A 12511-nucleotide genomic window follows, 5' to 3' on the forward strand; every position below is an offset into this window, starting at 1 on the left:
CCTTCGCCGGGCCGCGCTCCGCGCAGTCCGACATCTGTCTGCTATCGGGTGCCCCTCCAGTATCCGCCGCTCTCCTCCAGCGCGCTCCGTGCGCCGGGGAGGGTTGACCTCGGCCCTCGCGCAGGACGGGATCCGAGCCGTGGTGTATCCATGGGGAGGGCGCAGGCGGACCGCCCGGGACGACGGAAGGCGCGACGACATGGCCCCACCGCGCCGGAAGGCGACGCTCGAGTCGGTCGCCGAGCGCGCCGGGGTCTCGCTGAAGACGGCGTCGAACGCGGTCAACGGCACGGGCCGGATGACGGACGGCACGCGGGAGCGCGTCCGGGCCGCGGTCGCGGAGCTCGGCTACACGGTGAACGTCGCGGCCCGCAATCTGACCCGCGGACGGACCGACGCGGTGACGCTCGCCGTGCCGACCCTGAAGGCCGCCTACCTCGCCGAGCTGGCGGAGGCGGTCATCGAGACCGCCCGCGACATGGACCTCGCGGTCTCCGTCACGACCTACCCCGACGACGGCGGGGACGGCTCGCGCCGGCTGCTGCAGCGCTTCAACTCGCAGCTCACCGACGGGCTGCTGCTCTCGCTGTCCGAGCACGAGACCCTCGACCGCTCGGCGCTCGCCGTCGAGTACCCCCTGGTCTGCCTGGGGACCCGCGACACCTACGAGCTGGTGGACCGGGTGACGACCGACGACGTCGCCGACGCCCGCGCGGCCACGGCGCACCTCCTCGCGCGCGGCAGCACCGCGCTGGCCGTCGTCGGCGCGCACTCGCCCTTCGACGCCGGCCGCATCGGCGCGGCCCGCGAGGGGAACGCCGAGCAGCGCCTGCGCGGGGTCGTCGAGGAGCTCGCCGCCGCGGGTCGCGCGCTCGATCCGCGCCTGGTCGGCGTCACGGGCTACGACTGGACGATCGGCTCCGGCTTCCGGGTCGCCCGCGCGCTCGTCGAGGCGGGGGTGCCGTTCGACGGCCTGGTCTGCTTCAACGACGTCCTCGCGACCGGCGCGATCTCGGCCCTGCGCGAGGGCGGACTGCGCATCCCGGACGAGGTGCAGGTGATCGGCTTCGACGACATCGAGGAGTCGGCGTTCCTCTCCCCGCCGCTCACCTCGATGGACTCGCGGATCGAGTGGATCGCCCGCACGGCGCTCGAGCGGCTGGTCGCGCGGATCGACCGGGTGGAGGCTCCCGCGACCACGCTCTTCGCCCGGTCGCAGGTCGTCGCCCGCGGCACGACACGCTGATCAGAGAAAAGTCTCCTTGCCCTCACAGGATCCTCCAGGCTAGATTCGCGTTCGTGGTACAGCGCTGTACCACGGTGGACCTGCGACGACGGAGGCACGACATGACGCGTACGACGACGAGGCGGCTCCCCGCCCTGATCGCTGCTCTGCTCGCCGGGCTGCTCGTGCTCGCCGGCCAGTCGCCCCTCGCCGGGCAGACCGCCGAGGCCGCCGAGATCCGCACGACGACGGTCGCCTTCACCGAGACCACGACCGTGCGCGGCACGCCGAACGCCACCTTCTACGAGGGCGCCTGGTCGAAGAACAGCACGCACACCTGGGCGACCGGCGGCGCGGCCTTCGAGATCGCCTTCACCGGCGAGACGGTCGCCCTCTCGGGCCGGAAGGCCACCACCAACGGCACCGCCGACGTCTTCGTCGACGGCGTGAAGATCGGCTCGGCCGACTACCGCGGCGCCCGATCGACCACGACGGTCCCGATCGCGTCCTTCACCGGGCTCGCCCCCGGCGACCACGTCCTCCGCGTCGTCACGGTCGGCTTCATCAACCACGCGTCCGCCGAGTTCACCAGCACCGTGCTCGTCGACGAGCGCGCCCGCCTCGCCGCCGCGCTCGACCGGCTGAGCGCCCTCGCCGCTCCGGACTTCACCGCGGCTTCCTGGGCCCCCTTCTCGGCCGCCGTCGCGACCGCGACCGCCGCCCGCGACGACGCCGCCTCGACCGACGCCGCCCTGCTCTCCGCCCGCAGCGCCCTCGAGACGGCCGAGACCGGCCTCGTCCGGATCTCCGGGCTGCGCGAGCGCCTCGACGAGTACCGCACCCGGGTCCCCTCCGCCTACACCGCCGCGTCCTGGGCGCCCTTCGCCGCGGCGACCGTCACCGCGGGCGAGGTCCTCGACGACGCCGGAGCGAGCGCCGCGGCCGTCGTCGCCGCGAAGAACGGCCTGCAGACCACCGCCGCCGCCCTCGTCCCGCTCGCCGACGGCACGCTCGAGACGATCGAGAACAACCGCTTCTGGCTCGACACCGCGGGCGATCCGATCTTCTCCCAGGGCGGCGGGATCTTCCGCTTCGGCGACCGCTACTACTGGTACGGCGTGGAGTACACCGGCTCGCAGCTCTACTACGACTCCCCGACCCGCACCTACACCCGGGCCGGCGAGGGCGACTTCGTCGCGGTCACCGCGTACTCCTCCGAGGACCTCGTGAACTGGACGTTCGAGAACGACGTCGCCACGAGGGACACCGCGCTGCACATCCCCGCCTCGAAGGACGTCACGGGCACCTACTTCTCGGACATGGACACGCTCGCCGACGCGGTCTGGATCGGCCGACTGGGCGTCGCCTACAACGAGCAGACCGGGAAGTACGTCCTGCTCACCCAGTTCGAGAGCCCCGACCCGGCCCGCGTCACGAACGCCGGAGTCCTCTTCCTCAGCGGGGACTCGCCCGTCGCCGACTTCGAGTACGCGAACCTGCAGACCCACATCCCCGGCGTCTACCGGAACCCGAGCAAGCCCGGCTGGGAGCAGGGCACCGGCGACCAGACCGTCTTCACCGACGACGACGGCGCGGACTACCTCGTCTTCTCCTACCGCGACGGCCGCAGCCGGACCTACGTGGGCCGGATCAGCGACACCGACTCGCTCTCGGTCGAGACGGCCGTCGAGGTCTACCGCGGCGCCGGCCGCGAGGGCAACGCGATGTTCAAGCTCGACGGCCAGTACTACGTCGCGAGCTCGGACCTGCACGGCTGGAACACCTCGCAGACCTACCTCGTGCGCTCGCTCGAGGGCCGGATCCAGGGGACGTACTCGAGCATGTACGTGCTCCCCGGCACCGAGAAGGACTACAGCCACGTCACCCAGAGCGGCTTCTTCCTGACGGTGCAGGGCACCGAGCAGGACACCGTGATCTACGCCGGCGACCGCTGGGCCGACTTCGCCTGGAACGGCCTCGGCTACAACCAGTGGCTGCCGCTCAGCGGGACCGGCGCGGACGTGCGCTTCGAGTCGCTGAGCGAGTGGGACCTGAACGCCCGCTCCGGCGAGTGGCAGGCCGGCGCCGGCAACAACTGGATCCTCAACCCCGACTTCGCCGCCGACCGGATCGCGGTGACCACCGTCACCGGCTGGACGCAGACCACCGACCCCGCCTCCACCACCACCGCCTTCGTCTCGAACCCCTCGCCCGGCGCCGACGGCTCGCGCTTCGCCCTCCGGCTCGGCGCGGCGCAGGCCTTCTCCGGCGGCGTGCAGCAGCAGGACGAGGTCCCCGCGGGCGTCTACACCCTGTCGCTCCGCGCGGACCGGCCGGGCGGACTCGACTCCGCGCGGATCGTGGTCACCGGCGCGGACGGCGTCGAGCACCGCACCGAGATCCCCACCACGAGCGGCTGGGCCGACGTGCGCTCGGCGGAGTTCTCGCTGCCGGCCGGCACCGCGACGGTCTCGATCCTGGCGAGCGGCCCCGGCGGCGCCGGACTGACGGTCGACGCGCTGGCCCTCCGCCGCCAGGCCGCGGCCTCCTGGTCGGCGGGGTCCGTCTACCAGAAGGGCGACACGGTCCTCTTCCAGGGCTCGCTCTGGCGGGCGTCGTGGTGGACCAGCAACCAGACCCCCGGCGACCCGAACGGCCCGTGGCAGCAGCTCGCGACCGCACCCGACGGCACCGCGGTCTGGACCGCCTCGCGCATCTTCGACACCGGCGACGTCGTCGTCCACCAGGGCCAGCGCTACCGCGCGAAGTGGTGGACCCGCAACCAGGCCCCGGGCGACCCGTACGGGCCCTGGCAGCCGCTCGGCTGAGCCCGGGCACCCCTCCGCTTTTTCTTCCCGCAGCACCACTGTCTTCTCTCCCGCAGCACCACTGCATCCAGCAGCAGCACCCCCACCCACACAGAAGGAACGAATCCGTGCGAAGAAGCTCCAAGAAGTTCACGACCGTCGTGGCCGTCTCCCTGCCCCTCGTCCTCGCGCTGAGCGCCTGCGCGGCCGGCGGCGGCGGTGGCGGGAACGCCGCCGGCGGAGGCGACGGCGACGAGACGCTCAGCGTCTGGGCCTGGGACCCGGTGTTCAACATCGCGGCCCTCGAGGAGGCCGAGAAGATCTACCAGAAGGACCACCCCGACTTCAAGCTCGACATCATCGAGACCCCCTGGGACGACCTGCAGCCCAAGCTGACCACCCTCGCCCAGTCGCAGCAGTACGAGGAGCTGCCCGACGTCTTCCTGATGCAGAACAACGCGTTCCAGAAGAACCTCGTCAACTACCCCGAGATCTTCAGCGAGCTGCCCGCCGACGCCGTCGACTTCGCGGAGTTCCCCGAGGCCGTCGCCGCCTACTCGACCCTCGACGACGTGCACTACGGCGTGCCGTTCGACTCGGGCACCGCCGTCACCGCGCTGCGCACGGACGTCCTCGAGGCGGCCGGCTACACGATCGACGACTTCACCGACATCACCTGGGAGGAGTTCCTCACCAAGGGCAAGGACGTCCTGGCGAAGACCGGATCGCCGCTGCTCTCGGGCCAGGCCGGCTCCTCGGACATGATCATGATGATGCTGCAGAGCGCCGGAGCCAGCCTCTTCGACGACGAGGGCAACCCCACCATCACCGACAACGACGCACTGCTCGCCGCGATCGACGTCTACAAGCAGCTCGTCGACTCGGGCGTCTTCGTCGAGGTCAACTCGTGGGACGAGTACCTCGGCACCTTCGTGAACGGCTCCGTCGGCGGCACCATCCAGGGCATCTGGATCGTCGGCTCCATCCAGACCGCCGAGGACCAGGCCGGTGACTGGGCGATCACGAACGTCCCCTCGCTCGACGGCATCTCCGGCGCGACCAACTACACGGCCAGCGGCGGATCGTCCTGGGCGATCAGCGCGAACGCCGACGTCGACCTCGCGGCCGACTTCCTCGCCTCGACCTTCGCCGGCTCGACCGAGCTCTACGACACGATCCTGCCGAAGTCCGGCGCCGTCGCGAACTGGCTGCCCGCCGGCTCCTCGACCGCCTACGAGCAGCCGAACGAGTTCTTCGCCGGCCAGCCGATCTTCGCCGAGGTCGCCGAGTTCGGCGCCGAGGTGCCGAGCAACAACACCGGCGCCTACTACTACGAGGGCCGCGACGCCGTGAGCGCCGCGATCACGCAGATCATCGGCGGTGCGGACCCCGCCTCGGCGCTGGAGGAGGCGCAGAAGAACGTCGAGTTCGCCATGAGCTAGGGCTCGCCGCGAGCCGGCGTCGCCGAGACCCGACGTCACCGAGACCCGACGTCACCGCGAGCCGGCTCGCACCCCGGGCCGGGGAGGACTCCTCCTCCCCGGCCCGTCCCTCCCCGTCCCTCTCCTTCCGAGAATGCGAGCCCGCCCGTGTCGACCTCCGCCCCTCCGCGCCCGCGCCTGCGCGTCCCACCCCGGCCGCAGCGCGATCTCCGCAGCCGCCCGATCCGCATGACCGGGGAGCGCCGTCGCAGCCTCACCGGCTGGGCCTTCCTCCTGCCGGCGGCGGTGCTCATCTTCCTGGTGAGCTTCCTGCCGATGATCCAGGCCTTCCTGCTCTCGCTGCAGACCGGCCGCGGGGCGAACCTCAGCTACGCGCAGCCGTTCTGGCTGAACTACGAGCGCCTGCTGCAGGACGAGATCTTCCGGCTGACGCTGCAGAACACCTTCATCTACCTGATCATCCAGGTGCCGGTGATGCTGATCATGGCGCTGGTGCTGGCCAACCTGCTCAACACCAGGAACCTGAAGTTCAAGACCTTCTGGCGCACCGCGATCTTCCTGCCGTGCGCCGTCTCCCTCGTCGCCTACTCGCTGGTCTTCCGCACGATCTTCGCCAACGACGGCTTCGTCAACGACGTGCTGATGGGCATCGGCCTGATGGACTCGCCGATCAACTGGCTCGGCAATCCGGACACCGGGCGCTTCGTCATCATCCTCGGACTGCTCTGGCGCTGGACCGGCTACAACATGGTCTTCTATCTGGCGGCGCTGCAGAACGTCGACTACTCGAGCATCGAGGCCGCGCGGATGGACGGCGCGAACGCGCTGCAGACCTTCTGGCATGTCACGATCCCGCAGCTGAAGCCGATCATCCTGCTCACCGCGATCATGTCGACCAACGGGACGCTGCAGCTCTTCGACGAGTCGTGGGCGCTGACCAGAGGCGGCCCGGCCTACACGACCATGTCGATGTCGCACTACCTCTACGAGGTCTCGTTCCTGAAGAACCCGAACTTCGGCTACGCCTCCGCCCTCTCCTACGTGATCCTCATCCTCGTCGCGGTCCTCGCGTTCGTTCAGCTGAAAGTCGGTGACAAGCGTGATTGAGCGCGTCAGCACCCTGCCCGCGATCGAGGACGTCGAGTCCGTCACTCCGAGCGAGTCCGTCCCCGTCCGCAGCGCGCCGCTCTCCTCGCGGCTGCGCGGCCTGCCGAAGTACCTCTTCCTCTCGGTCTTCGCGCTCTTCTCGATCTTCCCGCTCTACTTCATGGCCGTCTCGGCGACGAACACCAGCCAGGACGTCCTCGACTCGCGGATGATCCCGGGCCTGGCGCTCTTCGACAACTTCGCCGGACTGCTCGATCTGCAGGACGTCGGCTCGGCGATGTGGAACTCGGCGACCGTCGCGGTGGGCACCACGGTGCTCGCGCTGATCGTCTGCTCGATCGCCGGCTACGGCTTCGAGGTCTTCCACTCGCGGGCCAAGGACCTCCTGATGGCGGTCCTGCTGATCGCGATCATGATCCCGTTCGCGGCGACGATGATCCCGCTCTTCCAGGTCTTCGCCGAGGTCGGGATGATCAACTCCCTCGGCGCGGTCATCATCCCGGCGATCTCGACCCCGTTCCTGATCCTGCTGTTCCGGCAGGCCTCGCGCTCGTTCCCCTACGAGATCATCGAGGCCGCGCGGATCGACGGGGTCAGCGAGCTCGGGATCTTCGCCCGGATCTACCTGCCGTCGATGCGCTCGACCTATGCCGCGGCCGCGGTCATCACCTTCATGACCGCCTGGAACAACTTCCTCTGGCCCAAGGTCATCCTGGTGAACAACGACTTCCAGACCATGCCGATGCTGATCTCGAACCTCAGCGCGGGCTACGTCGTCGACTACGGCGTGCTGATGCTGGCCGTCTTCCTCGCCTCGGTGCCCACCGTCATCGTCTTCATGGTCCTGCAGCGCTCCTTCGCCGAGGGCATCACCGGGGCGATCAAGTGAGCCTCGCGGAGCTCCCGGGCGAGGCGGCGCCCGCCACCGGGTTCGACCTCGCCCGGCTCTCCGACCCCGGCTTCTTCGCCGAGAACCGGCGGCCGGCGCACTCCGATCACCGCTGGTTCCGCTCCTCGGACGAGGCCGCGACGGGCGTCAGCTCGTTCGAGCAGTCGCTGAACGGGCTGTGGCGGATCCACTGCGCGCCCCGGCCGGCCGACGCGCCGGCGGGCTTCGAGCGGCCGGAGTTCGACGCGGGCGACTGGGAGCTGATCCCCGTGCCCGCGCACATCCAGCTGCACGGCCACGACCGCCCGCAGTACGTGAACACGCAGTACCCCTGGGACGGGCGCGAGAGCATCCTGCCCGGGCAGGCCCCGGAGCGGTTCAACCCGACGGCCTCCTACCGGACGACCTTCGAGCTGGACGCGCCGCTCGCGCCCGGCGAGCGGATCGCGCTCGACGTGCGCGGCGCCGAGAGCACGATCGCCCTCTGGCTGAACGGCGTCTACCTCGGCTTCTCGGCCGACAGCTTCTCGCCCGGCGAGTTCGACCTCACCGAGGCGCTGCTGCCCGGCGAGAACCTGCTCGCCGCGCAGGTCGTCAAATGGAGCGCCGGCTCCTGGCTCGAGGACCAGGACTTCTTCCGGTTCTCCGGGATCTTCCGCGACGTCGTGCTGCTGCGCCGCCCGCGCGCGCACGTCGAGGACCTCCGCGTGCGGACGACGGTCGACGACGACGGTGCCGGGATCGCGGTCGAGCTGCGGCTCGACGGGGCGGGATCGGCGACGGTCGAGCTCGACGGCGTGGGCCCGCTGCGGCTCGATCCGGACGGCGTGCACCGTCTCCGGCTCGCGGAGCCGCGGCTGTGGAGCCCCGAGGACCCGCACCTGCACCGCCTGACGGTGCGCGTGCGGGACGCGGACGGCGCGCTCACGGAGGTGGTGCCGCAGACCGTCGGGCTCCGCCGCTTCGCGATCGAGGACGGCGTGCTCAGCCTCAACGGCCGGCGGGTCGTCTTCCGCGGGGTCAACCGGCACGAGTTCGGCCTGCAGGGGCGGGTCGTCGACCGGGCGCAGACGGAGGAGGACCTCCGGATCCTCAAGCGGGTGGGCGTGAACGCGATCCGTACCAGCCACTACCCGAACAACTCCTACTTCTACGACCTCGCCGACGAGTACGGCTTCCTCGTGATCGACGAGATGAACCTCGAGACGCACGGGCTGTGGGACCGCGTCCGCTACCTCGACGCGCCGCTCGCCGAGTCGGTGCCCGGCGACGACGGCCGGTGGGCGCCCGCGCTGCACGACCGGGCGCGGAGCCTGCTCGAGCGCGACAAGAACCACCCGAGCGTGGTGATGTGGTCGCTCGGCAACGAGTCGTTCGGCGGCACCGTCCTCCGCGATCTCGCCGAGTGGTTCCGCGCGGTCGACGACCGTCCGGTGCACTACGAGGGGGTGCACTGGGACTCGCGCTACCCGGAGACGACCGACGTGGTCAGCCAGATGTACACGCCGGCGGCTGAGATCGAGCAGTACCTCGCGGAGCACCGCGACAAGCCGTTCCTGCTCTGCGAGTACGCGCACGCGATGGGCAACTCCTTCGGCGCCGTGGACCGCTACCTCGATCTGGCCGAGCGGGAGCCGCTCTTCCAGGGCGGCTTCATCTGGGACTTCGCGGACCAGGCCGTCGCGATGGCCGACCGGCACGGGGTGCCGTTCCTCGGCTACGGCGGGGACAGCGGGGAGTCGCCGCACGACGGCGACTTCAGCGGCAACGGGATCCTCTTCGCCGACCGCACGCCGACGCCGAAGCTGCAGGAGGTCGCGCACCTGTACCAGCCGTTCCGCGTCGAGGTCTCGACGGCGGAGATCGTGATCGGGAACCGGCTGCTGGCCACCTCCTCCTCCGCGTACGCAGCGGTCGTCGTGCTGCGGCGGGAGGGACGCGTGCTGGCGGAGCGGGAGCTCGCGACCGATATCGCCGCGGGTGGGTCCTCGACGTACCCGCAGCCGGTGCCGCTGCCCGAGCTGCCGGGCGAGTACACGCTCGACGTCGAGCTGCGGCTGCGCGAGGACACGCGGTGGGCGCCGGCGGGACACGTCGTCGCCCGCGGGCAGCACGTGCTCGAGGTCGCGGGGTTCTCGCGGCCGGAGCACGCGACGCGGCCCGAGCTCATCGACGGCACCCACAACGTGGGCGTCGTCGGCGAGCACTTCAGCGTCCTCTTCTCCCGGCTGCACGGCGGGCTGATGTCGTACCGCTGGGGCGGCGGGCCCGAGGGCGGGCGCGAGCTGCTCACGTCGATCCCGACGCCGTCCTTCTGGCACGCGCCGACGTCGAACGAGCGCGGCTGGGGCGGTCCCTTCGAGGACGGGCAGTGGCTGCTGGCGAGCCGCTATGCGCGGGCCGCGGGCGAGGCGCTGCGGACGGCGCGGGTCTCCATGGACGAGTACGCGGTGACGGTCGGCTTCCGCTACGAGCTGCCGACCACGCCGCGGGCGTTCTGCGACGTCGACTACCGCGTGACGGGCGACGGGCGGATCGAGGTGACCGTCGCGATGACGGTGCCGGACGGACTGCCGGATCTGCCCGAGTTCGGGATGCAGCTGACCACCGGCGCCGACGCGCACCGGCTGCGCTGGTACGGCGACGGACCGGACGAGTGCTACTCCGACCGCCGGCTCGGCGCGCGCCTCGACGTCTGGGAGAGCGACGTCGCGCGGGAGCTGACCCCGTACCTCAAGCCGCAGGAATCGGGCAGCCGCACGGGAGTGCGCTGGGCCGAGGTGACCGACGACGGAGGCTTCGGCCTGCGGCTCGACTGCGCCGGCGGGATGGAGTTCTCGGCCCTGCCGTGGACGCCGTACGAGATCGAGAACGCGCAGCACCCGAACGAGCTGCCGCCGGTGCAGCGCACCGTGCTGCGCCCGGCGCTGCGCCGCCGCGGCGTCGCGGGCGACGACTCCTGGGGCGCGCGCCCGCACCCCGAGTACGAGGTCCGGCCGCTCGACGGCCGCCTCGAGTTCCGCTTCGGCCTGACGGGCGTCGGCGGCTGAGGCCGGGTCTCGATACGCCGCTGCGCGGCTACTCGACCAGCATGCTGGCGCGCCCTCTGCCGGTCGCGCGCATTGTGCTGGTCGCGCAGCCCGCGCCGAGGCCCTCCATGCTGGTCGAGTAGCCCGGGCCGCGGCCCTCCATGCTGGTCGAGTAGCCCGCGCCGCGGGCGTATCGAGACCCCGCCGCGCACAACATCAGCTGAGAGCACAGGGCCTCCCCTGTCAGCGGAGGGACCCCCGTCTCAGCTGATGTTGTGCGGGGTCGGCGGCAGCCCACGCCTCCCATGCTGGTCGAGTAGCTCGCGCAGCGGGCGTATCGAGACCCACCAGCATCAGAGCAGGAGTCTGCAGACCCGCCCTGCTGAGGACGCCGGGTCTCGATACGCCGCTGCGCGGCTACTCGACCGACATGAGGCGCGCACCTGCTGGCCGAGCAGCCCGCCCGCGGCCCTCCATGCTGGTCGAGTAGCCCGCGCAGCGGGCGTATCGAGACCCGCCCCCGCACGCACTCCCCCGCAACAGCCCCGAAACGCGCGCTCGCTAGGGTTCCCGGAGCAGTGCCGGCGGACGCCGGCCGGAACGCGGGAGAGCATGCAGAAGCGGATCGTCCTCGGGGTCTTCGAAGCGGGCACCCCGCACGTCGGCGGCACCATCAGCTGGTCGCACCCGCGCAGCCGCGACGGCGACTTCCGCGACATCGACTACTGGCAGCGGATGGCGCGCCTCCTCGACGACGCCGGCTTCGACTTCCTCTTCTTCGCGGGCGGCTCCTTCGGCTACTCCTCCCGCCGCGGCGAGCTCTCGGACGTCCTCGTCGAGGCCGGCATGACCTTCGCCCTCGACGGCGCGTACCTCATCCCCGCACTGGCGGTCGGCACCGAGCGCCTCAACTTCGTGGTCACCAGCACCACCGGCGCCGACCATCCGCTGCACGCGGTGCGCAAGTTCTCCACCCTCGACCACGTCACCCGCGGGCGCATCGGCTGGAACATCGTCACCGGCGCCTCGCAGAACACGATGGCCGCGATGCTCGGCCAGTCCGCGATGGTCCCGCACGACGAGCGCTACCGCGCCGCGCAGGAGTACGTCGACGTCGCCTTCTCGTTCTGGGAGGGCGGCAACGACGACGACGTCATCGTGCTCGACCACGAGCGCAACGTCTTCGCCGACCCCGAGAAGATCCGCCCGGTCGCCTACGAGGGCGAGTTCTACCGCTCGCACGGCTACCACACGCTGCCGCCGTCACCGCAGCGCTCGCCGCTGCTCTTCCAGGCCGGGACCTCGCCGGTGGGCCGCGCCTTCGCCGCGAAGAACGCCGAGTGCGTGTTCGTGCAGGGCTCGACCTACGGCAAGGTCGCGGCGGACATCGTGGACATCCGTCGCCGGACCGCCGAGAACGGCCGCGATCCCGCGTCGATCAAGGTGATGGTCGGCGTGACGATCGTCGTCGCGCCGACCTCGGCGGAGGCGGCGCAGCTGCGCGCCGAGTTCGACGCCCTGCAGACGGACGAGCTGGCCGCGCACTACTACGCCGGCAACACGGGCGTGGATCTGCTGGCCTACGACCTCGACCGCACCCTCGCCGAGCAGCTGGTCCTCGACGACCAGGCCGGCCAGATGGGCACCAGCAACATCGAGCGCTTCCTCACCCGCCCGGACGGCACCGCGCCGACCGTGCGCGAGATCCTCGACGAGCTGAAGGGCAAGGGCACCCGCGGCTTCGCGATCACCGGCGACCCCGTCGAGGTCGCCGACGAGCTCGAGCGGATGATGGACGAGACCGACCTCGACGGCATCATGCTCGAGGCCGTCTTCGGCCTCGCGTCGATGCGCGACTTCATCGAGCTCGTCCAGCCCGAGCTGCGGCGCCGCGGCCGCCTCGACCCCGAGCCCACCGGCGCCACCTTCCGCGAGCGCATGCTCGGCACCGGCCCGCACCTCGCCCCCGAGCACCACGCGGCCGGCTTCCGCCCCTGAGCCGGCGGGTCCCG

At 71.1% G+C, this 12511-nt stretch carries 7 protein-coding genes; all 7 read left to right on the plus strand.

All coding sequences use genetic code 11. The features are described 5' to 3' along the window. Positions 1-199: 199 nt before the first annotated feature. The 7 genes from EDF22_RS15235 (at position 200) to EDF22_RS15265 (ending at position 12497) form a co-directional block, all read left to right on the plus strand. Positions 200-1246: a LacI family DNA-binding transcriptional regulator gene (locus EDF22_RS15235; protein ID WP_123705732.1), complete on the plus strand. Its 1047-nt coding sequence runs from the start codon at positions 200-202 to the stop codon at positions 1244-1246. Positions 1247-1347: 101 nt separating this feature from the next. Further along, a complete protein-coding gene (locus EDF22_RS15240; RefSeq protein WP_123705733.1) occupies positions 1348-4053 on the plus strand; it encodes a carbohydrate-binding protein in 2706 nt (901 codons plus the stop codon). A gap of 107 nt (positions 4054-4160) precedes the next feature. Continuing rightward, positions 4161-5474, plus strand: coding sequence for an extracellular solute-binding protein (locus tag EDF22_RS15245; RefSeq protein ID WP_123705734.1), 1314 nt, complete (start codon positions 4161-4163; stop codon positions 5472-5474). Positions 5475-5702: 228 nt separating this feature from the next. Continuing rightward, entirely contained in the window at positions 5703-6581 is an 879-nt protein-coding gene (locus EDF22_RS15250) for a carbohydrate ABC transporter permease (protein ID WP_123446593.1), read from the plus strand. Beyond that, the gene (locus tag EDF22_RS15255; RefSeq protein WP_243581115.1) at positions 6574-7470 is read left to right on the plus strand and encodes a carbohydrate ABC transporter permease; all 897 of its coding nucleotides are present in this window, start codon (positions 6574-6576) and stop codon (positions 7468-7470) included. Before EDF22_RS15250 ends, EDF22_RS15255 begins: the two co-directional genes overlap by 8 nt. Continuing rightward, complete coding sequence (locus EDF22_RS15260; protein WP_123705735.1) at positions 7467-10520, plus strand: glycoside hydrolase family 2 TIM barrel-domain containing protein; 3054 nt, start codon at positions 7467-7469, stop codon at positions 10518-10520. Before EDF22_RS15255 ends, EDF22_RS15260 begins: the two co-directional genes overlap by 4 nt. Positions 10521-11111: 591 nt before the next feature. After that, positions 11112-12497 carry an NtaA/DmoA family FMN-dependent monooxygenase gene (locus EDF22_RS15265; protein ID WP_185038969.1) on the plus strand — a complete coding sequence of 462 codons (1386 nt, stop codon included), beginning with the start codon at positions 11112-11114 and terminating at the stop codon, positions 12495-12497. Positions 12498-12511 lie beyond the last annotated feature (14 nt).

Source organism: Rathayibacter sp. PhB127 (assembly GCF_003751665.1).
Lineage (GTDB): Bacteria > Actinomycetota > Actinomycetes > Actinomycetales > Microbacteriaceae > Rathayibacter > Rathayibacter festucae.

What these genes read in the sequence shown, in the direction of transcription:
- EDF22_RS15235 (WP_123705732.1), top strand. Translation starts at nt 200, where the DNA reads ATGGCCCCACCGCGCCGGAAGGCGACGCTCGAGTCGGTCGCCGAGCGC.
- EDF22_RS15240 (WP_123705733.1), top strand. Translation starts at nt 1,348, where the DNA reads ATGACGCGTACGACGACGAGGCGGCTCCCCGCCCTGATCGCTGCTCTG.
- EDF22_RS15250 (WP_123446593.1), top strand. Translation starts at nt 5,703, where the DNA reads ATGACCGGGGAGCGCCGTCGCAGCCTCACCGGCTGGGCCTTCCTCCTG.
- EDF22_RS15265 (WP_185038969.1), top strand. Translation starts at nt 11,112, where the DNA reads ATGCAGAAGCGGATCGTCCTCGGGGTCTTCGAAGCGGGCACCCCGCAC.